The 21,681-nt window shown below is 61.3% G+C and carries 24 protein-coding genes; 14 read left to right on the top strand and 10 right to left on the bottom strand.

Annotation, left to right across the window (positions count from 1 at the left end):
- The first annotated feature begins 109 nt into the window (after window positions 1-109).
- Both ACOYQJ_RS11040 and ACOYQJ_RS11035 read left to right on the top strand, forming a co-directional pair.
- Entirely contained in the window at window positions 110-781 is a 672-nt protein-coding gene (locus tag ACOYQJ_RS11040; protein WP_422906082.1) for a COQ9 family protein, read from the top strand.
- Window positions 782-841: 60 nt separating this feature from the next.
- On the top strand, window positions 842-1,825 hold the full coding sequence (locus ACOYQJ_RS11035) for an NAD(P)H-quinone oxidoreductase (RefSeq protein ID WP_422906081.1): 984 nt from the start codon (window positions 842-844) through the stop codon (window positions 1,823-1,825).
- Window positions 1,826-1,860: 35 nt separating this feature from the next.
- Here the strand turns inward: ACOYQJ_RS11035 and ACOYQJ_RS11030 are convergent, their stop codons facing one another.
- Window positions 1,861-2,715 carry a DUF2189 domain-containing protein gene (locus tag ACOYQJ_RS11030; protein WP_422906080.1) on the bottom strand — a complete coding sequence of 285 codons (855 nt, stop codon included), beginning with the start codon at window positions 2,713-2,715 and terminating at the stop codon, window positions 1,861-1,863.
- Between the two features lie 162 nt (window positions 2,716-2,877).
- Window positions 2,878-3,834: a hydroxymethylbilane synthase gene (hemC, locus tag ACOYQJ_RS11025; protein ID WP_422906079.1), complete on the bottom strand. Its 957-nt coding sequence runs from the start codon at window positions 3,832-3,834 to the stop codon at window positions 2,878-2,880.
- 85 nt (window positions 3,835-3,919) lie between these two features.
- Between hemC and hemE the strand changes: the two genes are divergently transcribed.
- Window positions 3,920-4,948, top strand: coding sequence for a uroporphyrinogen decarboxylase (gene hemE, locus ACOYQJ_RS11020; RefSeq protein WP_422906078.1), 1,029 nt, complete (start codon window positions 3,920-3,922; stop codon window positions 4,946-4,948).
- Between the two features lie 37 nt (window positions 4,949-4,985).
- Here hemE and ACOYQJ_RS11015 read toward each other — a convergent pair whose 3' ends face one another.
- Complete coding sequence (locus ACOYQJ_RS11015; RefSeq protein ID WP_422906077.1) at window positions 4,986-5,189, bottom strand: hypothetical protein; 204 nt, start codon at window positions 5,187-5,189, stop codon at window positions 4,986-4,988.
- Between the two features lie 90 nt (window positions 5,190-5,279).
- Complete coding sequence (locus ACOYQJ_RS11010) at window positions 5,280-6,257, bottom strand: DMT family transporter (protein ID WP_422906076.1); 978 nt, start codon at window positions 6,255-6,257, stop codon at window positions 5,280-5,282.
- 132 nt (window positions 6,258-6,389) lie between these two features.
- On the opposite strand from ACOYQJ_RS11010, the gene ACOYQJ_RS11005 reads away from it, so the two are divergent.
- Window positions 6,390-7,328, top strand: coding sequence for an ABC transporter ATP-binding protein (locus ACOYQJ_RS11005; RefSeq protein WP_422906075.1), 939 nt, complete (start codon window positions 6,390-6,392; stop codon window positions 7,326-7,328).
- The gene (locus ACOYQJ_RS11000; RefSeq protein ID WP_422906074.1) at window positions 7,325-8,086 is read left to right on the top strand and encodes an ABC transporter permease; all 762 of its coding nucleotides are present in this window, start codon (window positions 7,325-7,327) and stop codon (window positions 8,084-8,086) included. Before ACOYQJ_RS11005 ends, ACOYQJ_RS11000 begins: the two co-directional genes overlap by 4 nt.
- A 30-nt stretch (window positions 8,087-8,116) precedes the next feature.
- Here the strand turns inward: ACOYQJ_RS11000 and ACOYQJ_RS10995 are convergent, their stop codons facing one another.
- Window positions 8,117-9,178 carry a YeeE/YedE family protein gene (locus ACOYQJ_RS10995; protein ID WP_422906073.1) on the bottom strand — a complete coding sequence of 354 codons (1,062 nt, stop codon included), beginning with the start codon at window positions 9,176-9,178 and terminating at the stop codon, window positions 8,117-8,119.
- Between the two features lie 212 nt (window positions 9,179-9,390).
- Here ACOYQJ_RS10995 and ACOYQJ_RS10990 point away from each other — a divergent pair, with 212 nt between their 5' ends.
- From ACOYQJ_RS10990 to ACOYQJ_RS10975, 4 genes are all read left to right on the top strand, one after another.
- Complete coding sequence (locus tag ACOYQJ_RS10990; protein WP_422906072.1) at window positions 9,391-9,813, top strand: cupin domain-containing protein; 423 nt, start codon at window positions 9,391-9,393, stop codon at window positions 9,811-9,813.
- 66 nt (window positions 9,814-9,879) lie between these two features.
- Window positions 9,880-11,109 (top strand): MFS transporter, encoded by a 1,230-nt coding sequence (locus tag ACOYQJ_RS10985; RefSeq protein WP_422906071.1) that lies wholly within the window; start codon window positions 9,880-9,882, stop codon window positions 11,107-11,109.
- A gap of 62 nt (window positions 11,110-11,171) precedes the next feature.
- Window positions 11,172-12,047, top strand: a complete 876-nt coding sequence (locus ACOYQJ_RS10980; protein ID WP_422906070.1) for a 50S ribosomal protein L11 methyltransferase — start codon at window positions 11,172-11,174, stop codon at window positions 12,045-12,047.
- 107 nt (window positions 12,048-12,154) lie between these two features.
- On the top strand, window positions 12,155-12,499 hold the full coding sequence (locus ACOYQJ_RS10975; RefSeq protein WP_422906069.1) for a hypothetical protein: 345 nt from the start codon (window positions 12,155-12,157) through the stop codon (window positions 12,497-12,499).
- Between the two features lie 109 nt (window positions 12,500-12,608).
- Here the strand turns inward: ACOYQJ_RS10975 and ACOYQJ_RS10970 are convergent, their stop codons facing one another.
- Entirely contained in the window at window positions 12,609-12,815 is a 207-nt protein-coding gene (locus tag ACOYQJ_RS10970; protein ID WP_422906068.1) for a DUF1127 domain-containing protein, read from the bottom strand.
- 315 nt (window positions 12,816-13,130) lie between these two features.
- Here ACOYQJ_RS10970 and ruvC point away from each other — a divergent pair, with 315 nt between their 5' ends.
- From ruvC to ACOYQJ_RS10950, 4 genes are all read left to right on the top strand, one after another.
- On the top strand, window positions 13,131-13,619 hold the full coding sequence (gene ruvC, locus ACOYQJ_RS10965; protein ID WP_422906067.1) for a crossover junction endodeoxyribonuclease RuvC: 489 nt from the start codon (window positions 13,131-13,133) through the stop codon (window positions 13,617-13,619).
- A complete protein-coding gene (ruvA, locus tag ACOYQJ_RS10960; protein ID WP_422906066.1) occupies window positions 13,616-14,287 on the top strand; it encodes a Holliday junction branch migration protein RuvA in 672 nt (223 codons plus the stop codon). The genes ruvC and ruvA overlap by 4 nt, the downstream gene beginning before the upstream one ends.
- 3 nt (window positions 14,288-14,290) lie before the next feature.
- Entirely contained in the window at window positions 14,291-15,322 is a 1,032-nt protein-coding gene (ruvB, locus tag ACOYQJ_RS10955) for a Holliday junction branch migration DNA helicase RuvB (RefSeq protein WP_422906065.1), read from the top strand.
- Between the two features lie 114 nt (window positions 15,323-15,436).
- Window positions 15,437-16,060, top strand: a complete 624-nt coding sequence (locus ACOYQJ_RS10950; protein WP_422906279.1) for a hypothetical protein — start codon at window positions 15,437-15,439, stop codon at window positions 16,058-16,060.
- 85 nt (window positions 16,061-16,145) lie between these two features.
- On the opposite strand, the gene trpS is transcribed toward ACOYQJ_RS10950, so the two are convergent.
- Entirely contained in the window at window positions 16,146-17,174 is a 1,029-nt protein-coding gene (gene trpS, locus ACOYQJ_RS10945; protein WP_422906064.1) for a tryptophan--tRNA ligase, read from the bottom strand.
- Between the two features lie 74 nt (window positions 17,175-17,248).
- On the opposite strand from trpS, the gene ACOYQJ_RS10940 reads away from it, so the two are divergent.
- Window positions 17,249-17,935, top strand: a complete 687-nt coding sequence (locus tag ACOYQJ_RS10940; protein WP_422906063.1) for a rhomboid family intramembrane serine protease — start codon at window positions 17,249-17,251, stop codon at window positions 17,933-17,935.
- A 3-nt stretch (window positions 17,936-17,938) separates the two neighbouring features.
- On the opposite strand, the gene ACOYQJ_RS10935 is transcribed toward ACOYQJ_RS10940, so the two are convergent.
- From ACOYQJ_RS10935 to ACOYQJ_RS10925, 3 genes are all read right to left on the bottom strand, one after another.
- Complete coding sequence (locus ACOYQJ_RS10935; protein WP_422906062.1) at window positions 17,939-19,426, bottom strand: phospholipase D family protein; 1,488 nt, start codon at window positions 19,424-19,426, stop codon at window positions 17,939-17,941.
- A complete protein-coding gene (murJ, locus tag ACOYQJ_RS10930) occupies window positions 19,423-20,988 on the bottom strand; it encodes a murein biosynthesis integral membrane protein MurJ (RefSeq protein ID WP_422906061.1) in 1,566 nt (521 codons plus the stop codon). The genes ACOYQJ_RS10935 and murJ overlap by 4 nt, the downstream gene beginning before the upstream one ends.
- Window positions 20,989-21,083: 95 nt before the next feature.
- The gene (locus ACOYQJ_RS10925) at window positions 21,084-21,677 is read right to left on the bottom strand and encodes a LysE family translocator (RefSeq protein WP_422906060.1); all 594 of its coding nucleotides are present in this window, start codon (window positions 21,675-21,677) and stop codon (window positions 21,084-21,086) included.
- Between the last annotated feature and the right edge of the window lie 4 nt (window positions 21,678-21,681).

Genomic DNA, 21,681 nt, shown 5'->3' with positions numbered 1-21,681 from the left:
CGTATAGCGGCCTTCGCCCTATATGTCAAAGGGCACCGCGCGATTTGTCCGGTTTTCCACTGGCCTGCGCAGGTCTAACGTGACCAAGCCAAGTAAGAAGGAGGCTGCAATGCCCGAAACCCTGCAAAACCGTCTATTGGACGCCGCCCTGATGCACGTTCCTTTTGACGGCTGGTCTGAGGCGACCTTCAAGGCCGCGATTGCCGATACCGGTACCGATCCGGTGGTGGCGCGCAGCCTGTTCCCGCGCGGTTCGGTGGATTTGGCCGTGGCCTATCACAAACGCGGCGATGCGCTGATGCGCAAGAGGCTGGATCAGACCGACCTGACTGACATGCGTTTTCGCGACAAGGTGGCCTTTGCCGTGCGCGCGCGGATCGAGGCGGTCGATGACCGCGAAGTCGTGCGGCGCGGGACGACTTTGTTCGCCTTGCCGTTGTATGCGCCTGATGGGGCCAAGCTGATCTGGGGAACGGCTGACGCAATTTGGACGGCGCTGGGCGACACGTCGCGCGACATCAACTGGTACACGAAACGGATGACCCTTTCGGCTGTTTACTCCTCGACAGTGTTGTACTGGTTGGGCGACGATTCGCTTGAAAACCACGCGACGTGGGAGTTTTTGGACCGCCGCATCGAAGACGTCATGAAGTTTGAAAAGACCAAGGCGCAGGTGCGCAGCAACCCACTGCTGTCCAAGCTTTTCGCCGGACCTGCGAAATTGGCTGAGCGCGTGCATGCGCCCAAAGCTTCTGGCGCGGACCTGCCCGGGGGCAGCTAACGCTCGGTTGCTCCCGCCCTCCAGATCGGTCACTTTGCCCGTCAAACGACGGAGAGACCGATGACCGAAACAATGCGCGCCGTGGAAATCACCGAACCCGGTGGCCCCGAAGTCCTGAAACTCTGCGAGCGGCCCATGCCGCAGCCCGGCCATGGTCAGGTGGTGATCAAGCTGGCCTATGCCGGGGTCAATCGCCCCGATGCTCTGCAACGCGCGGGCAGTTATGCGCCACCGCCCACCGCCTCGGACTTGCCGGGACTGGAAGGCGCGGGCGAGGTTGTGGCGCTTGGCGCTGGGGTCGATTCGCTGAAGATCGGTGATCAGGTCTGTGCGCTGCTGCCGGGCGGCGGCTATGCCGACTACGTGGCCACCCCTGCGGCCCACTGTCTGCCCGTCCCCAAGGGCTTGGATATGAAACAGGCCGCCTGCCTGCCGGAAACCTATTTCACCGTCTGGTCCAACGTGTTCATGCGCGGCGGCCTGAAAGCCGGTGAGCGGTTTCTGGTCCACGGTGGCTCGTCCGGGATCGGCACGACCGCGATCCAACTGGCGCGCGAATTTGGCGCGCGGGTGTTCACCACCGCCGGTTCGGACGAAAAATGCGCCGCCTGTTCCGATCTGGGCGTCGAGCGCGCGATCAACTACCGCGAAGAGGATTTCGTCGAGATACTCAAGGCTGAAGGCGGCGCCGATCTGATTCTGGACATGGTGGGCGGCTCATACCTGCCGCGCAATGTCAGGTCGCTGGCCAATGACGGACGTCTTGTTCAGATCGCTTTTCTGACTGGTCCCAAGGTCGAGTTGAACTTTGCCGAGGTCATGATGCGGCGGCTGACCATCACCGGCAGCACTCTGCGCCCGCAAAGTGATCTGGCAAAGGCGCGGATTGCCGATGAACTGCGCGCCAAGGTCTGGCCGCTGCTGGATGCCGGCAAGATCGGGCCTGTGATGGATTCGGAATTCCCGCTTGAACAAGCCTCTGCCGCGCACGCACGTCTGGAAAGCTCGGGCCATATCGGGAAGATCGTCTTGAGTATGGGCTAGAAAAGGACGGCGGGGAAACTCCCCGCCCGCCCCAATTAACGCACGGCGCGGCGGTACAGATGCCAGGTGGCATGGCCCAGCACCGGCAATACGACCACCAGCCCCAGAAGCATCGGCAGCGCGCCCAGGATCAGCGCCCCGGCGACAATCGCCCCCCAGGAAAGGATCACGACCGGGTTCTCTCGGGTGACCTTGATCGACGTGGTGATGGCGACGGGCAGGCCAGGCTTGCGATCCAGCAACAGCGGGACCGAGACGACCGAAACCGCCAGCGTTACCAGCGCGAAACAAAAGCCCACGCCGCAGCCGATCACGATCAGCGTCCAACCGGCGCCGGTGGTCAGGACTTCTGTGACAAAGCTGCCCACGGATGTTGGCGACGCTGGACCCATGGTCATGCCATAGATTTCCGCCGCGACCAGCATCCAGACAAGAAACAGCGCCGCCATGTAGATCCCGAGCACAAGGATAGCGCCGAACGACGGCCGCTCGACCACCTTGAGGGCTGTGTACCAGTGGGTTTCTTCCCCCAGTTCGCGGCGACGGCTCAGCTCGTAGACACCGACCGCCGCGATCGGGCCAAGCAGGGCAAAGCCCATGACAAGCGGAAACAGCAAGGGGATCAGCGCCATTTTGAACCCGATGCCCATCAGCACCAGACCCATGACCGGGTAAAGCAAAACGATGAACATCACATCGCTGCGGCAGGCTATGAAATCCTGCCAACCGGCGCGCAGGGCATGGCGTAGATCCTCCATCTCCAATGGCCGGGTTTCCGGGACGGTCATGTCCTCGCTGCCCAGCCCTTGTGCGCTGTCTGCGACGTGATGCCCGGCCAACCCCAGAACGCGGGCAGTCCAGGATAGTGGGTTTCCGATTGTTTGGGGCATAAGCTTACTCCTTTTGGCGTCGCGCTGAGGCGCCAATCGGATCTGGCCTGAACACGCGCCCGGCCGGACCGATTGGCTGCGTACTGCGACAGAGTGTAGCACATGAAGGGCGCGCTTACCTATCACGCCTTTGCGATTCATCCGCAAAGGGCGTCTGGGCGCCTATTTCCAGTCGAAAAAGCCCTCGCCCGCGCGGGTCAAAAGCCGGTTGGCCAATTCATGGCCCAGTTGCGGACCGTCGGCAATATGGCCGCTGATCTCATCCGCGTGCGACTCGGAGCCATCTGGGCGCAGAATTTCACCGCGCAAACGCAGGCTGTCTTCGGACAGCTCAGCCAACGCGGCAATCGGCGTTTCGCAAGAGCCATCTAGCGTCGCAAGGAAAGACCGCTCGGCCGCAAGGCGCTGGCCGGTCTGAACATCGTGAATGGCGGCAAGCATGTCCTTGGCGCGGGTATCATCCGCGCGCCGCTCGATGCCGATGGCGCCTTGGGCGACAGCGGGCAACATGTCCTCGGGGGCGATGGCGGTTTTGGGCACTTCGTCCATGTTCATCCGGTTCAGGCCCGCCATGGCAAGAAACGTCGCCGCAGCCACACCATCGCCAAGCTTTTTCAGCCGCGTCTGAACATTGCCGCGAAATTCGACCACTTGCAGATCGGGGCGCCGGGACAGCAGTTGCGCCCGGCGGCGCAACGAGGATGAGCCCACCACCGCACCCTGCGGCAGATCATGAATGCTGCCGTATTGCGGGCTGATAAAGGCATCGCGCACGTCTTCGCGTGGCAGGTAGCAGTCCAAAAGCAAGCCCTGCGGCTGCTCGGTCGGCATGTCCTTCATCGAATGCACGGCAATATCGATGTCGCCCGCCAACATCGCCTCTTCGATTTCCTTGGTGAACAGGCCCTTGTTGCCGATTTCTTTCAAAGGCCGGTCCGCCTCGATCATCGAGCGGTTGTCGCCGGTGGTCTTGATGACGACGATTTCAAAGGCTTCGTCCGGCAAATCGAAGGCCGCGCCCAGACGCGCGCGTGTCTCATAGGCTTGGGCAAGCGCCAAGGGCGAACCACGGGTGCCGATTTTCAGCGGGGCGGCGGGGCTGGGAAGCTCATATGTCATGGACAAATCTTTATGCGGCGCAATGGATGGTGGCAATGGCAAGAGTTTTGACTTATTTCCTCCGCAAGTTTGTAAGGAGCCCCCGATGACCAAGACGATCCTGCGCGCGCTGGCTGGCGAAACACTCCCCACGCCCCCCATCTGGATGATGCGTCAGGCGGGTCGCTATCTGCCCGAGTACAAGGCGACACGGGCCGAGGCGGGAGATTTCCTGTCGCTGTGCTACAATCCGGACCTTGCCACCGAGGTTACTCTGCAACCGATCCGGCGCTATGGCTTTGACGCGGCGATCCTGTTTGCTGACATCCTGCTGCTGCCGCAGGCGCTGGGCGCCGATCTGTGGTTTGTCACCGGCGAAGGCCCGCGCCTGTCGACCATCACCACGATGGAAGAATTCAACAAGCTGGGTCGCGGCGAGATGGTCCACGACACCTTGAACCCGATCTATGAAACCGTGCGCCGTTTGCGCAAGGCGCTGCCCGAAGAAACCACGCTGATCGGCTTTGCGGGCGCACCGTGGACCGTCGCGACCTATATGATCGCCGGTCGCGGGACGCCCGATCAGGGCCCGGCCCATGCGCTCAAGGCGGAAAATCGTCCGGTGTTCGATGCGATCATCGACCGGCTGACCGAATCCACCATCGATTATCTTTCCGAGCAGGTCAAAGCGGGCGCCGAGGTGGTCAAGATCTTTGACAGCTGGGCGGGCTCGCTGGAGGGGGAGGATTTCGACCGCTACGCGATGCAACCGACCCGCACCATCGTGTCGGAGCTCAAATCGCGCTTCCCCGGCCTGCCGATCATCGCCTTCCCGCGCCAAGCGGGCGACAAGTACATCGGTTTCCACAAAGCAACGGGCGCGGACTGCGTGGCATTGGACGACAGCGTGACCCCAGAATGGGCGGCAGAGCACGTCCAGCCTCACGGTTGCGTTCAGGGCAACCTTGCCAGCAGTCATATGGTCACTGGCGGTCAGTCCCTGATCGACGAAACCCGCCGGGTGGTGCAGGCCTTCTCGAAAGGTCCGCACATCTTCAACCTTGGCCACGGCATCACGCCCGACGCCGACCCGGAAAACGTGCAACTGATGATCGACACGGTGCGCGGCGCCTGACGGATACCGGGTTTTTCGCAAAAACCCCTAATCCACCTCAGCCGAGGATGTCATCAAGGCCCCCGGGGACAAGGCCATCGTCTGAAAAGGTCAAGCGCTGGCTTTCTCCTGCGATATCGCCGATCTTCATGAAGTCCTGCGGCGTATAGCCAAAGCTGGGGTCTTTAAAGCTTTGCGTCTGGATGTCGCCATAGTCGGTGGTGGCAAAAGTTGTGGTCTTGAAAATGAATTGGTCGGCCATGGGTCAGCCCTTTCTTGAATAAATCGCGATGAAAAGTGGGCTCAAGCTATCCAAACGGGCCAATCGCGCTCAAGTCATGGAAACCTGCCTTTACCGCCGCCCCCAGCGCGCCCGCCGTCCGGGCATCGGGCGCGCCTTGGCCTGTTCGCGCAGGAACACGAACAATCCCGCCCCGATGATCAATGCGCAGCCGATCCATGTCGATACCGTTGGCCATTCGCCAAAGGTCAGCCAGCCCCAGAAGATTGCCATCGGCAAACCGATGTATTCAAACGGCGCGATCGTTGCAGCATTGGCCATGCGGTAGGCCGCGCTGAGACAATAGCCGATAAGCCCCGAGCAGACCCCCAGCCCGATGAACACGGGCCAGTCACCCGGCTGCGGCCAGACCCAGGCGCGCAGCAGAAAAAGCAGACTGTCGTTTGTGACACCCTCGGCAAACCGTCCATCCCCCGCAACCAGATAAAAGCCCATCGACACCACCAGAAAGGTGCCCTGGATATAGACCGCCAGCGCCGAGGCCCGCGTCGTCACACCCAGACGTCGGGTCATCACCTGCATCAGCGCATAAAGCGCAGCCGCGATCACAGGCAAAAGCAGCACAATGCGCGACACCTCCAGATCGTTCTTCCACGGTTGTTGCATGATCAGCACCCCGGCAAAGCCCACGATCACCGCTCCCATCCGCAAGGGCCCTACCTTTTCCCCCAGCATCGGGATCGACAGCAATGTGATGAACAGCGGCGCGACAAAGAACAGCGCTGTCGCCTGTCCCAGCGGAAGAACCGCGACAGCGGCATAAAACGTCATGTTGGCGAAGACCACCAGCGCCCCGCGCAGCATGTGCAAGAACGGTGTCTTGCTGCGCAGAATACCAAGCCCGCCCTCGTAGAACACGAATCCGAAGGTGAACAGCAAGCCGATGGCAGACCGCGCAAACACCATCTGGTGCAGCGGATAGCCCCCGGACAAGACCTTGATCAGCAGGTCGTTGATCGAAATGGCGACAACGCCGAGGCAAATCAACAGAATGCCAAGCCCGGCCTGATTGAGAGATGAGGATTGCATGTGCCAAGCCTTACGCTGACATGTTCGCCCGGACCATCCCGAAAGCGACATGCATGGGACTTGTGCATTTCTGTAGCTTTGCATTCTGAACCGATCGGTCTAGATAGAACACGCGAACAGGAAAGGTGACCCATGGCAATGGTAGACATCCGCGATGCGCGGAAAATTTACGATGGCGGGTTCGAAGCGCTCAGAGGCGTCTCGCTGCAGATCAAAGAAGGGGAAATCCTTGCGCTGCTCGGGCCAAATGGCGCGGGCAAGACAACCCTGATCTCGGCGATCTGCGGGATTACGCAGCCGACTTCGGGGGTTATCGAAGTAGGGGGTCACGACGTTGTCAGCGATTTTCGCGCGGCGCGGCGGCTGATCGGATTGGTGCCGCAGGAAATCAACCTTGAACCCTTCGAGACGGTATCGAACACGGTGCGCTTTTCGCGCGGGTTGTTTGGATTGCGGCGCAACGATGCGCTGATCGAACAGATCCTGCGCAAGCTGTCGCTGTGGGACAAACGCGACAACAAGGTGATGACGCTGTCCGGCGGGATGAAACGCCGCGTCCTGATCGCAAAGGCCCTGAGCCACGAACCACGGGTTCTGTTTCTGGACGAACCCACCGCCGGGGTGGATGTGGAACTGCGCCGCGACATGTGGGAAATCGTCGAGGAGTTGCGGCAGGACGGCGTGACCATCATCCTGACCACCCACTACATCGAAGAGGCCGAGGCCATTGCCGACCGTGTAGGCGTGATCAACAAGGGGCAGATCCTTCTGGTCGAAGACAAGGCCAGCCTGATGACACGCATGGGCCAGAAAGAGTTAAAAGTCGAACTGGACGATCCGATCACCGCGATCCCTGAGGCGCTGTCGGGGTACGATCTGCGCATCGAGGACGAAGGTCGGACCCTTGTCTATGGCTACGACACGGCGGCCGAACGCACCGGGATTGCCCGGCTGATGTCCGCATTCGGCGAAGCCGGTCTGGTGGTTCGGGATGTCTCGACGGCCCAAAGCTCGCTCGAAGATATTTTTGTCGGTCTTGTCTCGGACCAGACACAGGAGGATGCGGCATGAATTTCGGTGCTATCCAGGCAATTTACCGCAATGAAATGATGCGGTTCTTCCGGACACTTGCGCAGAGCTTCATCTCGCCGGTGATTTCGACCTCGCTGTATTTCGTCGTCTTCGGCGCGGCCATTGGCAGCCGTATCGATCAGGTCGAGGGGGTCAGCTATGGTGCGTTTATCGTGCCTGGGCTTATCATGTTGTCGGTCATCACGCAGGCCATTTCCAACGCTTCGTTCGGGATCTACTTTCCCAAGTTCATCGGCACGATCTATGAATTGCTGTCGGCACCGGTGAACTTCCTTGAAATCGTCATTGGCTACGTCGGGGCGGCGGCCACGAAGGCGCTGTTCATCGGCGTGGTGATCCTTGGCACGGCGTCATTGTTTGTCGACCTGACGATCATGCACCCCTTTGCGATGGTGGCGTTCCTCGTGCTGACCTGCGTCAGCTTTGCCCTCATGGGGTTCATCATCGGCATCTGGGCAGGTAATTTCGAGCAGTTGCAACTGGTGCCATTGCTGATCGTCACGCCGCTGATTTTCCTTGGCGGGTCGTTTTACTCGATCTCGATGCTGCCGCCGGTCTGGCAAACGATCACCCTGTTCAACCCGGTGGTCTACCTGATTTCGGGCTTTCGCTGGGCGTTCTTTGGCGTGGCGGATGTGCCGATCGGGCTGAGCCTTCTGGCGATCGCCGCCTTTACCGGTCTTTGCCTTGCCGTGGTCTGGTGGATCTTCAAGACAGGCTGGCGTCTGCGGACCTGAGCGCACGGCGGGGTTACCCCCGCCGCAGCCTCAGATATGGGCGGGCTGTCCGCGTCCGCCCAGAAGCACGTCCATGCTCATTCCGCCGATCCACATGCAGAACAGCGCGAGCCATGCGGTGCCTGCAAAGATCGAGCCCCCCGTGACGCCATTGCCGATCGCGCACCCCCCGGCCAGCATCCCGCCAAAGCCCATCATGGCCGCTCCGATCATCGCATTGCGCATCGGGGTCGGGCCTTCAAAACCTTGGAACTTGAGCTCTTTGGTCAGCAGCGCAGCCGTGAAAGAGCCGATGACAACTCCCGGTACAAGGCCCACGTCGAATTCAAGCAGGGCATTGCGATCAAGAAAGAACATCAGCGTGTTGGCCGAGGGGCCGGTGAAGGTCAGGCTTTCGACCTGAACCGGCTCAAAGGCGACCTGCGCCAGCGCATAGGTCAGCACCCATCCCAGTGCCACGGCAAATCCGACGCCCGAGGCAAAGACCAGCCGCGACCAGCCGATGTTGTTGCGACGCGACAGTTCAAGTGCGATCAGGGCGATCAGCAGGCCAATTACCAAACCCGTCTGTTCCGGCAGGTGCAGCGCCGTCAGCAGGTTTACGTTGCGCCCGCCCGGCGTGATCCAAAGGGCCGCCAGATAGTCGCGAACCGGTGCAAGCCAGCCGGACAGGCTCATTTGTGCCACGACGGCAAAAATCAGGCCGGACACGACCGAGCGTAAATTCCCTGTCGCCGCCAGTACCAGCAATCGGCCCGAACAGCCGCGCGCCAGCACCATGCCCGCGCCGAACACAAGCCCGCCGATGATGGCTCCGGACCAACTGCCGGGGACGGCCATCGTCCGCGCTTCGGATGTGTCGATCAGGCCCAGCATCTGCGCGCCCTGAACCCAGACCACCGCCGTGGAAAAGGTCAACAGCCAGACCGCGACCTTGTCTTGCATCATGCCGCGGGCAAATTCCACCGTTGCAGCCCGCAGGCAAAAGCGCGACCGCTGCGCCGCAACGCCAAAGGTGATGCCGGCGATCAGGCCAAACAGCGCCGCTGTCGGGCTTTCGCCAATTCGTTCAACAAGGGGGACGATGTCCATGCGCGTTCTCCTGATCCCTCAGTCTGCGCATTTGCATGCCGCATATTGAATGCGTCCGCTTTGATTCAGATCAGGATGGCTTGAGTGCGACAGCGGTGTCGCATTTTGGCCGCCCGATAACGAAGCGGCGCAGTCGGTTCTGAGCCAGCGCAAACAGGGTGGTTCGTCGCAAATATCCGAAAGACACTCTGGCGTGGAAAAGGAAGCGCGACATGGATCTGCAAATGGCCGAGGCGCTGGGCGCCGCTCTTGTGAAAATGCCCGTCATTGCCAATGCCGATCATGCGCCGCTGGAAGGCGGAGAGGATCCGGCCTTTGGCACAGTCCGTTGGCGGACCCTGTTTGACGCCGAGCGTAACGGCACAAGGGATATGGTGCTGGGGGTCGCGGAATTCGGCGCCTTTGGCACGCTCAAGGCGCATCGCCATGCACAGGCCGAGATCTATTTCGGCCTTGCCGGCTCGGGTATTGTGACGATCGACGGCGTGGCTCATGATCTTCAGCCCAATGTTGCGCTGTATGTGCCCGCCGATGCCGAACATTACACCGTTGCCGGAGAAGACGGGCTGCGCTTCCTCTATGTTTTTCCCAGCGACCGCTTTGCCGACGTGACATACCGGTTTTCACCCGAGTGAGCCCTGTGCGTTTTTGCGGGGACGAAAAGCTCGCCAAGGGGCGGAAATGGGCGTAAAGCACGCGCCATGAAAACGATCTCGCTGCAAGACGCACAATCCCTGCCGATCTGGCGCCGCCCTGTGACGCTTCTGTTCCTCATGGCTATTGCCATGCCGCTCAGCTTTGCCACATGGTCGGCCCTGTTGAACAATTTCGTCATCGAAGTGGCGCAGTTCGATGGCTCGGACATTGGCTGGCTGCATACGGTGCGGGAAATCCCCGGCTTTCTGGCCATCGGGGTGATCCTTGTGCTGCTGGTCATGCGCGAGCAGGTGCTGGGGCTTTTGTCCCTTGTGCTGTTGGGCGTGGCGACAGCGGTGACGGCATGGTTCCCGACAGTGGGCGGGTTGATGACGGTGACGCTGCTCAGTTCAATCGGGTTTCACTACTATGAAACCGTGAACCAGAGCCTTCAGTTGCAATGGCTGCCCAAGGACCGCGCGCCGCAGGTTCTGGGCCTGCTGCTGGCCGCCGGATCGGCGGCGACCTTGGTGGCCTATGTCCTGATCGTCATGACGTGGCAGGCGTTCGATCTGTCCTACAATTTCGTCTACATGGTCTCGGGGGGGCTGACGGTGGCGATCGTGGCCTATTGCGCACTGGTTTTCCCGCAGTTTGAATCTCCCAATCCGCAGGTGAAAAAGTTCATCCTGCGCCGCCGCTATTGGCTGTATTATGCGCTGCAGTTCATGGCAGGGGCGCGCCGCCAGATTTTTACCGTCTTTGCGGGTTTCATGATGGTCGAGCATTTTGGCTTTGAGGTGCACCATATTACCGCGCTCTACCTGATCAACCTCGTGGCCAATATGCTGATCGCGCCGGTCTTTGGCCGGGTGGTCCACCGCTTTGGGGAACGCCGGGCGCTGGTGTTCGAATACGTCGGGCTTGTGGTGGTCTTCGTGTTGTATGGCGGGGTCTATTGGTTTGGCTGGGGCGTCATTCTGGCAGCATCGCTGTATGTGATCGACCATATGTTCTTTGCCCTCGCGCTGGCGCTGAAGACCTATTTCCAGAAGATCGCGGATCCGGGCGATATCGCCCCGACGGCCGCCGTGGCCTTTACCATCAACCATATCGCCGCGGTCTTTCTGCCTGCCGCGCTTGGCTATCTCTGGCTGGTCTCGCCGGCAGCTGTCTTTGGACTTGCCGCGGCGATGGCCGGGGTCAGTCTGATCTTGGCCTTGATGATCCCGCGCCATCCCGAACCCGGGAATGAGACTGTCTTTTCGGCATTGGCTCCGGCCCCGGCCGAATAGGGTTCTGGTCAGGACCGCATAAACGCGGTATCGGAGCGCCATCCGACCTATAGGAGCGCGTCATGCCCACCACCTACACAGCCTTCACCAGACTGCCCGCCAAAGATCTGGCCGACGCCCTCAGCGAGGCCCTGGAAGAGCTGGAGCCTGAACCCACAGGGGTTGGCGTCTTCGAGATCGAGGACGGCTCGGGCACTTGGGAGGTTGGAGGCTATTTCCTTGAGCCGCCGAACGACATCGAATTGGCGCTTTTGGCAGCAGCCTATAATGCACGGCCCTTTGTCGTTTCCGAAGTGCCGGATACCGATTGGGTCGACAAGGTGCGCCGCGAACTGACCCCGGTCGTTGCTGGCCGCTTTTTCGTCTATGGCTCGCACGATGCGGAGAAGATCCCCGAAGGCTCTGTGCCGCTGTTGATCGAGGCCGCGATGGCTTTTGGCACCGGCCACCACGGCACCACGCAGGGCTGTCTCGAGGCGCTTGACCGTCTGGCCGCGCAGGGGTTCGAGGGCAAGTCCGTAGCCGATATCGGTTGCGGCACCGCCGTTCTGGCCATGGGGGCTGCCAGCATCTGGCCAAACCCTGTGATCGCCTCGGATATCGATGAGGTCGCTGTTGAGGTTGCCGAGGCCAACGTCTCGGCCAATGGTCTGTCGGACAAGCTGACCTGCGTCGAGGCCGCTGGCTTTGGCCATCCGGATCTGAGCGCCCGCGCGCCCTATGACCTGATCTTTGCCAATATCCTCAAACAACCGCTGATCGACCTTGCCCCGGATATGAGCACACATCTGGCACCAGGCGGATTTGCGATTCTTTCGGGAATTCTGACTCGGCAGGCGGACGAAGTTGTCGAGGTTTATGCACAAAACGGTATCAAACAGGTGCGCCGGGATGTGATTGGTGACTGGGTGACGCTGACCATGCAGAAATCAGAGTGATTTCAGGTCAGATTTAGGCAAAACTCGAGGCGTGTGCCCAAATCTTGCCTTATTTCATGGGTAATTGTGTCGAATATCCGGTGGGGGCCGGACATTCGGAGGCTGCCATGGATAGCACGCTTCAATCCTTTGACAAGCGCCAGAAAGCGCTGCGTCGCAAACACAAGCGCATGGCTCATGGCTATGTGAACAAGCTCGACAAGAACGGGCTGATCACCCAGCGCCCTGATAGCAAGGCCAGTGGTTTTGGGCTGCGTTTTCTGGTCTTGGCCGTGATCGGCTTTATGATCTTCAAAGCCTTCCTTCTGGGCGGCCTGGGCCAGGAAAAGTATCTGGCCCATGTGTCTCAGTTGCAATCCGGCTCTGGCTTTGAGCAGGCTGGCGCAATGCTGATGCAGATCGACCCTGTCACTGAAAAACTGGGCGCCCTGATTGGCCCCTATCTGCAATAGCCTCCGTTTCTGACGTAAACAGTTTTCTCTCTGCGCTCACGCAATGAAAAGGCCGCTCTCCTGACTGGAGAGCGGCCTTACTCATGTCTGGTAATTGCCAAAGGCGCGTTTAACCGCGGCGAGCAACCACGTCGATGTCGTTGCGGCACAGGCCGATATCGTCCAGCTCGCGGTCGGACAGCGATGCAAGGCTTTTGCGGGTCAGGCGCGCGTCGTTCCATGCGGAGAGCATCGAGACAGCGCTGACAAGGAAATAGCCCAGGCGGTTTGCGGTGTGGGCGGTGGCGTAGTGGCGGTTCACGTCATAGGTGGACATTTGCGGACTCCTTGGGAGGGAAGGATTGAATCATTTTCTGCACCGCAATTAGGCATATTATAAACGCCTAACAAGCGCGCAAATTGCATGGGTTTTATGCATTTTCTGCATGGCAGAAATTTCGGTTAACGTGTGGTAAATATTGCCAGAATTTCCCTTTCTGCGGTGTCGCATCCAAACCCCGGGGCGGCGGTTTCAGGCTTTGTGTGTCGTTTGTGGATAACTCGCGTCGCAAATAGGCCGTGGCGCCTTTTCGCTTGGCCAATGTTCGCCTTTCGTGCTAACCGTGGCGACAAAGCAACAATGGCGGGCAGCATGCGGATATTGGGCATTGATCCGGGGCTTCGAAACCTCGGGTGGGGCGTCATCGAAGGCGAACGCGGGCGATTTCGGCATGTTGCGAACGGGGTGATTCACTCGCCTGCGGGGGAACTGGCGCCCAGGTTGCTGTATCTGCACCAGCAGTTGACCGAAGTCTTTGAACGTTTTGCCCCCGATACAGCAGCGGTCGAACAGACCTTTGTGAATAAAGATGCGGTCGCCACGCTGAAACTGGGGCAGGCGCGGGCGATTGCCCTGCTGGTCCCGGCGCAGTTCGGGCTTGAGATCGGGGAATATGCGCCGAACAAGGTGAAAAAGACCGTGGTCGGGGTGGGCCATGCGGACAAGACCCAGGTCCAGCATATGGTCAAGCTTCAGCTGCCCACGGCGGTCCTGAACGGGCCGGATGCAGCGGACGCGCTGGCGATTGCCATCTGTCACGGGCATTACTTCGGGGCGCAGCAGCTAAGGATACGGGCATGATCGGGCGGATCGCGGGACGGATCGAATTCAAGGGCCTCGACAGCGTGCTGATCGACGTGCGCGGTGTGGGCTATGTCGTGCATTGCTCGGACAGGACCTTGGCCGGGCTTCCGGGCGTCGGTGAGGCGGTGGCACTTTGGACCGATCTGCTGGTGCGCGAGGATCTGCTGCAGCTGTTTGGCTTCCCCACGATGGTCGAAAAAGAATGGCACCGTTTGTTGATGAGCGTGCAGGGCGTGGGTGCGAAAGCCTCGCTTGCCATTCTGGGCGCGTTGGGGCCAGACGGGGTCGGCCGCGCCATTGCACTGGGCGACTGGAACGCGGTGAAGGCCGCCAAGGGGATCGGCCCAAAGACAGCGCAACGCGTGGTCAATGAACTTAAGGACAAGGCCCCGACGGTCATGGCGATGGGCGCAGCGGGCCAAAGCGCGCCCAGCCTGGACGATGCCGAGGTGATCGAAGCGCCAATCCCAAGGGCGCGCGCAACTGCCCCCGCCGCGAAGCCCAATGCCTCGGCTCAGGCCGAGGCGCTTTCCGCGCTTGGCAATCTTGGCTATGCCCCCGGTGAGGCCGCCGGGGCGGTAGCGCAGGCGGCGGGCGACGACCCCGAGGCCGAAACCGCGACGCTGATCCGCGCGGCTCTCAAATTGCTGGCGCCAAAGGGATAAGTCATGACGACCGAGCCAGATCCGGCGCTGCGCCCCGAAACCATGCCCGAGGATTTTGACCGGGCTTTGCGACCTCAGATGCTGGACGATTTTGTCGGACAGGCCGAAGCGCGATCCAACCTGCGGATTTTTATCCAGTCTGCGCGGTCGCGCGGCGAGGCGATGGACCACACGCTGTTCCACGGCCCCCCGGGGCTTGGCAAGACGACGCTGGCGCAAATCATGTCGCGCGAGTTGGGGGTAGGGTTCCGCATGACCTCGGGACCGGTGCTGGTCAAGGCGGGCGATCTGGCGGCGATCCTGACCAATCTTGAACGCAACGATGTCCTGTTCATCGATGAAATCCATCGTCTGAACCCTGCGGTGGAAGAGGTGCTTTACCCCGCGATGGAGGATTTTGAGCTGGATCTGGTGATTGGCGAAGGCCCCGCCGCGCGCACCGTCCGGATCGAACTCCAACCCTTTACGCTGGTCGGCGCGACCACGCGGCTGGGCCTGCTGACAACGCCGCTGCGGGACCGCTTTGGTATTCCGACGCGGTTGAATTTCTATACGACCCAAGAGCTTGAGATCATCGTATCAGGCAATGCCCGCAAACTGGGTGTGACGGTCGAGGGCGATGGCGCCTTGGAAATCGCCAAACGATCACGCGGGACACCGCGCATCGCCGGGCGGCTCTTGCGGCGGGTCGTTGACTTTGCCGTAGTCGAAGGCGGCGGGTTGGTGACGCAAAAGCTCGCGGACAATGCCCTGACCCGGCTGGGGGTCGACAGCCTTGGCTTGGATGGCGCAGACCGGCGGTATCTTCGCCTGATTGCCGAGAATTATGCTGGCGGGCCGGTGGGGATCGAAACCCTATCGGCGGCGCTGTCCGAAAGCCGCGATGCGCTGGAGGAAGTGGTGGAACCCTACCTGCTGCAGCAAGGCTTGATCCAGCGCACGCCGCGGGGGCGGATGCTGGCGCAGAAGGCTTGGGATCACCTTGGCATGGCCGCGCCGAAAGCCCCGGGTCAGGGCGACCTTTTCGGCAAATAGCGGCTGCACAGGCCGCGCAAGCGGTGTATCCAGCCCGCCGATCCGCAATTGGATAGATGGCGGACTTGGAGTAATTGGAAAATCAGGACACAAGGGGTGGTCATGTCCGAGAACCTGACACCAGCACAGATCGAAGACCTGTTCACGCGCAACGACGACAGTTTTCTGTTTGCACGCTGGGGGCGGCCAATCGTGCCTATCGTCTTTGGCGTCGAAGACAAGACGCTTGAGGTGGTCAAGGGCGCGTTCGAGGCGGTTTGCGTATTGGCGGGCCATAAGATGGCCGAGACGGACCCGGAACTGGGTGCCAATGTTATGGTCTTCTTCTTTCGCGATTGGGATGAACTGCTTGAGGTGCCCGACCTTGGCCGGATGATCGAGGGCCTTACCCCTCTCGTCGCGCGTTTGAAAGAGGCGGAGGCCAATCAGTACCGCGCGTTCCGCTTTGACCGCGAGGGGGCCATCATGGCGGCCTTTGTCTTTGTCCGCATGGATGCCGAGATGCAGAAAGTGCCAGCCGAGACGCTTGCGCTTAGTCAGGTGGTGCAGATCATTTTGCTCTGGTCGGATCGGGCGTTTCGCGAGCGGTCGCCGTTAGGCCAGATCGGTGACGGACAGGTGATCCTGCGTCCCGAGATCGCCGGGGTCATCCGCGCCGGCTATGACCCCTTGTTGCCATCCGTGGCGCGGGACCCGAGCATGGCCTTGAGGCTGTTCGCCAGAACCCAAACTCTGTGATTGCATTTCGCTGATGCGGCCTGCATCGGCAGGCCACCTCTGGACGCAAGGGCGCGGGGCGCAGATACCGCGCCCCGCAAAAGATTTACCGAACCATGCCGACGATTTCGTAGGTCCGGGCCAAAATCGGTGCCGCGATTTCCCGCGCCCGTTCCGAACCGCGATGCAGGATGGCGTCAATCTCGTCAGGGGCCTGCATCAGGCGGGCCATCTCGGTCGAGATCGGGGCCAACTTGGCCACCGCCAGATCCGAGAGCATCGGCTTGAATTCCGAGAATTGCTTGCCGCCGACATCGCGCAGCACCTCGTCCACAGTCATGTCCGCCAGCGCGGCGTAGATGTTGACAAGGTTGCGTGCCTCGGGGCGCTCGCTCAGGCCATCGGCTTCCGAGGGCAGGGCGTCGGGATCGGTGCGCGCCTTGCGGATCTTGGAGGCGATGGCGTCAGCGTCATCGGTCATGTTGATGCGCGCCATGTCCGAGGGGTCGGATTTCGACATCTTTTTCGATCCGTCGCGTAGGCTCATGACGCGCGTCGCAGCCCCTTCGATCACCGGCTCGGTCACCGGGAAGAAGTCGACGCCAAAGTCATGGTTGAACTTGATCGCAATGTCGCGGGTCAGTTCAACATGCTGCTTTTGATCCTCGCCCACGGGCACATGCGTTGCGTGGTAGATCAGGATGTCGGCGGCCATAAGCGCGGGATAGGCAAACAGGCCGAGCGAGGCATTCTGCTGGTTCTTGCCGGCCTTGTCCTTCCACTGGGTCATGCGCTGCATCCAGCCCATGCGGGCGACGCAATTGAAGATCCACGCAAGCTGCGTGTGCTCTGGAACCTGGCTTTGGTTGAACAGGATCGAATCTTCTGGGTCGATGCCGCTGGCGATATAGCCTGCACACAACTCGCGCGTGGCACGTTTGAGGTTTTCGGGGTCTTGCCAGACGGTGATCGCGTGCAGATCGACCATACAGTATATGGTCTGATAGCCTTGGCCCTGCATCCCGGCAAAACGCTTCATCGCGCCGAGATAGTTGCCAAGAGTGAGCCCGCCCGAAGGCTGGATGCCCGAAAAGACGCGCTTGGTGAAGGCAGAGTTGGTCTGGCCCTCCGTCATGATGCTTCTCCGTCTGGAAGTTTTGGTGCGGCTGGCTTACCCATGGCCCGTGATGCCGTCAAGGAAGCGCTGAAATGACCCACCCGCACAATGAAAGCCCCGTGAACCCTTTGCCGCCGGTTGTTGTCGCACTGGCGCTGGTTCTGGTGGGGATCGAAGTGGCTTTTAACATGGGCACCCGGGGCTTGATTGGCGGGCCGGGGGCGGTGGGCTGGCGGACGGAATATATCCAGAAGTTCGCCTTTTCCGACCGGGTGTTCGAATGGATGCGCGAGACCGGGCAATGGCCGGTCGAACACCTGCTGCGCTTTGTGTCTTATCCGTTCCTGCACTGGAGCTTTACCCAGGCGCTGTTCGCCGCCGTGATCCTGCTGGCGATGGGCAAGATCGTCGCCGAGGTCATGGGCAGCCTGCGGATGTTGGTCGTTTTCTTCGCCGCCAGTGTTGGCGGGGCGCTGGCCTATGCGCTGATCCTGAACGACCCGACGCCGCTGGTGGGGGCTTTCCCGGGGGATTACGGGTTGATCGGCGGGTTTACCTATCTGCTTTGGGTGCGGCTGGGCGGTGCAGGCGCGGCGCAGATGCGGGCTTTTTCGCTGATCGGCGTGTTGATGGGCATCCAGTTGGTCTTTGGCCTGTTGTTTGGCGGCAGCAACCTGTGGCTGCCCGATATAGCGGGTTTTGCCACCGGGTTTGTGCTGTCGGTGATCTTGGTGCCCGGCGGGCTGGTGCGACTGCGCGACAAGATGCGGCGCGACTGAAAGTCAGAACATGTCGTCCGGCAATAGCGGCAGGAAACGGCTGAACTTGCGCCCTGTTTTCAGCGGGAAAGGCAGCAGATAACTACGGCGATCATCGGGCGCGCGCTTGGCGTCGCTTTCGGCCACGGCGCTCCAGGTGCGGGCGCTGGTCAGCGGGTGATCCTTGGCCTTGTCACCCAACCAATATCCCGCCAGCATTGTCATAAGATCGGATGCGAATTCGGCATTGCGGATCAGGACCGAGGCTTCGCTGTCCCAACGCATGGACCGACCGTTCAGATTGGCCGAGCCGATCATGCAATGCAGCCCGTCCACGAGGGTCAGTTTCGAGTGCAGATAAACCGGACCCGCGCCGTGCATCTTGGGCGCGCCTTCAGGCGCGGGGCGTGGCTGGGCCGGGGTTAACAGCGCGATGCGGCCCTCAAAGCTGGCGCGCAGCCGATCCAGCGCCTTGATCTGAAGCCCATGTGCATGGCGCGCGTCCCAACCGTGATCGCCATCGAACATGACGCGTTCGGGGGCGGCGGGCATGATCGCCACCAGTTGCAGCTTCGGCGCGCTGGCTGCGGCGGCACACAGGGCATCGACCAACGGCGCGTGACGCAGGAATTGCGTTTCGATGTAGACGAAATCTTTCGCCTCTGAAAACAGCCGGATCAGCGTCTTTTCATGGTCGGTCACACTCGGGTTGGGTGCAAGGCGCATCGCCCCAGGGCAAGGCGCCGAAAAAGTGCGCACCAGGCGCAAATCGGAGCGGCTTTGCGAGCGGATCGACGTGTCGAAGCGGTCAGCCCTTTGCGCCAGAGAAGTCACACCGCAATCCAGCGCTGCATTCCAACATTCGGCGAAATGGCCACGCAGGGCACCAGCGAAATCATCGTCCTGCACCTGTACCGAGATGTCGTGCCAGGTGTCCTCGGGCGGGCGATCATGCTCAGCGGTGTCATAGCGGCGTTCATCCACGTCCAGACCGCCGATGATGCAGGCCTTGCCGTCTGCGATCGCGAACTTCTGGTGGATGGTGGCGGGGCGCAGCACCGGCCCTTTGACCAGCACCTCGCGCTGGACCGGGGTCAGGCGGGTGGGCTCCTCCTGGCGCAGCTGGCTCATCGCGCTTGCGACTTTGCCGCGCATGAGCGTTTTCCAGACGGCCCCGGCCCGCTGGCCATGCGGCGCGCAAAGAATCTGCGCATCGCCCTGCACCACATCGGCAAACCCAGAGGCTGAGGCCCATGCCTTGCGATGCAAGTCCGAGGTAAACAGAGGGTCGAAATCCGCCAGCAGCATACGGATTTTCACCCCGCGCCGCGATAGAAAGGCGATCAGATCGGCCCATGTTTCAAGACCACGCTCAGTCAGCGCCTGTTCGCGCAGCCGGGTTTCGGGATCAAGGATGCGAAAGGACAGGATCAGTTCATCCTTCGCCATGGCCGCCAGTCGTTCGAGGGCTGGAAAGCCCTGCGCGGCGGTGATCAGAGGGGTCAGCATCATGATGGAGAAGTATCCTTTTTGCCTCGGCGCCGCACCAGATTGCGGATTTCAGACAGGCTGAACGCCCCAAGAAGTTGCCCGGCGATGCCGTAAGCAACGATACCGATTGCGATCAACAGCGTCAGGGCCAAACCGCGCACCCATGGTTGCGCCAGCAATGGCCCAAGCAGCAGTTGCCCGGCAAAAAGCGTACCACCCATAAGGGCCGAGGCGGCACAGATCCGCCAGAGACGGGTAAAGAAGCGGTCGTCAAAGCTGGCGACTTCGCCCATCTTCCGTGCCCCGAAAAACAGTTGCAGCGCCATGCTCCAACCGGCAACGGTGGTGGCAATGGCAGGGGCGATCCAGCCGATAAAGGGCGCAAGGCCAATGGCAAGCACCGCGTTGATCAACATCGAGACAACAGCATAGTTGAAGGGCGTGCGGGTGTTCTCGCGTGCAAAATATAGCGGCTGAAAGACTTTTTGCAGCACGAATGACGGAAGCCCAAGGCCATAGATCGCCACCGCCAGCGCAATGGCGGCGCTGTCGCTGGCACCGGTCGCGCCGCGTTGAAACAGAACCGAGACCAACGGCAGCGGGATCACCACCAAGGCGACCGAGGCCGGGATTGTCAACGCCAGCGACAGCTCGCCCGAGCGGGACAGGGCGGCGCGCCCGCCGACATGGTCCTGTGCTTTGAGCTTGCGCGACAGGTCCGGCAGCAGCACCACGGTTACGGCAATCCCGACGACGCCAAGCGGCAACTGGTACAGCCGGTCAGCGGCGTAGAGCCAACCCACCGCCTTTTCATAACCGGAGGCGACAAACTGCCCAACGAGCAGGTTCAGCTGCATCACACCACCCGCCAGCGCGGCAGGGATCGCGGTGCGCACCAACTGCCGCATGTCGGGTGTCAGGCGCGGGCGGGCGGGGCGCACACGGATGCCTGCGCGCTCGGCGGCGATCCAGACCACGACCAGTTGCGCCGCGCCAGCGAAGGGAATGGCCCAGATCAGCCAAAAGATCGCCGCTCCGCCGACATAGGCGCCGATGACCATGAAAGAGATGACAAAGATGTTCAGCAGTACTGGCGCGGCGGCCGCGGCGGCAAAATGGCCGGTGGCGTTCAGCGCGCCGGAAAACAGCGCCGCCAGCGAGATCAGCAGGATATAGGGGAAAACGATGCGGCCATAGCCGACGGTCAGATCAAATCGGGCATCGCCGACAAAGCCTCCGGCGGTGGCATAGACCAGCGCAGGCATGAAGATCAGCGCCAGTGCCGTCAGGATCAGCAGGACAAAGGCCAGACCGGACAGCGCGTCGCGGGCAAAGACAAGCGGGTCTTCCTCGCCCTCGTATTTCTTTGAGAACATCGGCACGAAAGCGGCGTTGAACGCACCTTCGGCAAAGAAACGGCGGAACATGTTGGGCAGGCGGAAGGCCGCGACAAAGGCATCCATCAGCGGACCGGGACCGACAAAGGCAAGGATCATCACCTCGCGCACGACGCCAAGGATGCGGCTCATCAACGTCCAGAAGCCGACGGTGAGAACGCCGGAGATCAGCTTGATCGGTTTCATGTCTGCCCTGTGCCTTTGGTGCTCGCCCATGGCTTAGCGGAAAGGGGCAGGGGGTGGAATGCAGGAATTGCGCAGCTCACGTGCAGGCAAGCAGGTTAAAGAAGGGTCGCGGCAGCGACCGACAGCAGGAGAGCCGCGGCAAAGCTCAGGTTGATGGCTCGGGCGCTGCGCGGGTTCTGAAAAGCGCGGGTCAACGATGCGCCAACGGTCAGCCAGCAGATGTTGACGAAGAGGATCACGGCCATGACGGTAACGGTCTTGGCCAGCCCGTCTTGCAGTGGCGCGTCCGGGATGACGGTAAAGCCGGAAAAGACGGCGGCGGTTGCGGCATAGGCTTTGGGGTTGACCGTGGACAGCAGCGCACCCTCGAACCAGCGGGGTGGCATAGCGGCGCTATCGACCTTGTCGATCGGTGGCGCGGTGGCGATGCGCCAAGCCAGCCAGAGAAAATAGCAGACCGCCAACCCGGTGATGACCGGCGCTACGCCGGGCAGGGCCATCACCAGCGTCGAAACGCCAGTGCCCGTGATGGCGATGACCACCACCATGCCAAGCGTCAGCCCGGCCAGATAGGCCATGCCGCGCTGACGCCCGAAGGCCGCGCCCACGGCGGCCAGCGACAGGGTGTTAGGGCCGGGACTGCCCGCAAGCGCAAGCGCAGCCAGCGTAAGATTTCCAAGTTCGCTCATTTCG

The organism is Pacificoceanicola algae, from assembly GCF_049341065.1.
GTDB lineage: Bacteria > Pseudomonadota > Alphaproteobacteria > Rhodobacterales > Rhodobacteraceae > Pacificoceanicola.
This window is presented reverse-complemented; position numbering and strand designations above follow the sequence as displayed.

Excerpts from the sequence above, each read along its gene's own strand:
- ACOYQJ_RS11040 (WP_422906082.1), top strand. The coding sequence starts at position 110 with ATGCCCGAAACCCTGCAAAACCGTCTATTGGACGCCGCCCTGATGCAC.
- ACOYQJ_RS11035 (WP_422906081.1), top strand. The coding sequence starts at position 842 with ATGACCGAAACAATGCGCGCCGTGGAAATCACCGAACCCGGTGGCCCC.
- ACOYQJ_RS11030 (WP_422906080.1), bottom strand. The coding sequence starts at position 2,715 with ATGCCCCAAACAATCGGAAACCCACTATCCTGGACTGCCCGCGTTCTG.
- hemC (WP_422906079.1), bottom strand. The coding sequence starts at position 3,834 with ATGACATATGAGCTTCCCAGCCCCGCCGCCCCGCTGAAAATCGGCACC.
- hemE (WP_422906078.1), top strand. The coding sequence starts at position 3,920 with ATGACCAAGACGATCCTGCGCGCGCTGGCTGGCGAAACACTCCCCACG.
- ACOYQJ_RS11015 (WP_422906077.1), bottom strand. The coding sequence starts at position 5,189 with ATGGCCGACCAATTCATTTTCAAGACCACAACTTTTGCCACCACCGAC.
- ACOYQJ_RS11010 (WP_422906076.1), bottom strand. The coding sequence starts at position 6,257 with ATGCAATCCTCATCTCTCAATCAGGCCGGGCTTGGCATTCTGTTGATT.
- ACOYQJ_RS11005 (WP_422906075.1), top strand. The coding sequence starts at position 6,390 with ATGGCAATGGTAGACATCCGCGATGCGCGGAAAATTTACGATGGCGGG.
- ACOYQJ_RS11000 (WP_422906074.1), top strand. The coding sequence starts at position 7,325 with ATGAATTTCGGTGCTATCCAGGCAATTTACCGCAATGAAATGATGCGG.
- ACOYQJ_RS10995 (WP_422906073.1), bottom strand. The coding sequence starts at position 9,178 with ATGGACATCGTCCCCCTTGTTGAACGAATTGGCGAAAGCCCGACAGCG.
- ACOYQJ_RS10990 (WP_422906072.1), top strand. The coding sequence starts at position 9,391 with ATGGATCTGCAAATGGCCGAGGCGCTGGGCGCCGCTCTTGTGAAAATG.
- ACOYQJ_RS10985 (WP_422906071.1), top strand. The coding sequence starts at position 9,880 with ATGAAAACGATCTCGCTGCAAGACGCACAATCCCTGCCGATCTGGCGC.
- ACOYQJ_RS10980 (WP_422906070.1), top strand. The coding sequence starts at position 11,172 with ATGCCCACCACCTACACAGCCTTCACCAGACTGCCCGCCAAAGATCTG.
- ACOYQJ_RS10975 (WP_422906069.1), top strand. The coding sequence starts at position 12,155 with ATGGATAGCACGCTTCAATCCTTTGACAAGCGCCAGAAAGCGCTGCGT.
- ACOYQJ_RS10970 (WP_422906068.1), bottom strand. The coding sequence starts at position 12,815 with ATGTCCACCTATGACGTGAACCGCCACTACGCCACCGCCCACACCGCA.
- ruvC (WP_422906067.1), top strand. The coding sequence starts at position 13,131 with ATGCGGATATTGGGCATTGATCCGGGGCTTCGAAACCTCGGGTGGGGC.
- ruvA (WP_422906066.1), top strand. The coding sequence starts at position 13,616 with ATGATCGGGCGGATCGCGGGACGGATCGAATTCAAGGGCCTCGACAGC.
- ruvB (WP_422906065.1), top strand. The coding sequence starts at position 14,291 with ATGACGACCGAGCCAGATCCGGCGCTGCGCCCCGAAACCATGCCCGAG.
- trpS (WP_422906064.1), bottom strand. The coding sequence starts at position 17,174 with ATGACGGAGGGCCAGACCAACTCTGCCTTCACCAAGCGCGTCTTTTCG.
- ACOYQJ_RS10940 (WP_422906063.1), top strand. The coding sequence starts at position 17,249 with ATGACCCACCCGCACAATGAAAGCCCCGTGAACCCTTTGCCGCCGGTT.
- ACOYQJ_RS10935 (WP_422906062.1), bottom strand. The coding sequence starts at position 19,426 with ATGATGCTGACCCCTCTGATCACCGCCGCGCAGGGCTTTCCAGCCCTC.
- murJ (WP_422906061.1), bottom strand. The coding sequence starts at position 20,988 with ATGAAACCGATCAAGCTGATCTCCGGCGTTCTCACCGTCGGCTTCTGG.
- ACOYQJ_RS10925 (WP_422906060.1), bottom strand. The coding sequence starts at position 21,677 with ATGAGCGAACTTGGAAATCTTACGCTGGCTGCGCTTGCGCTTGCGGGC.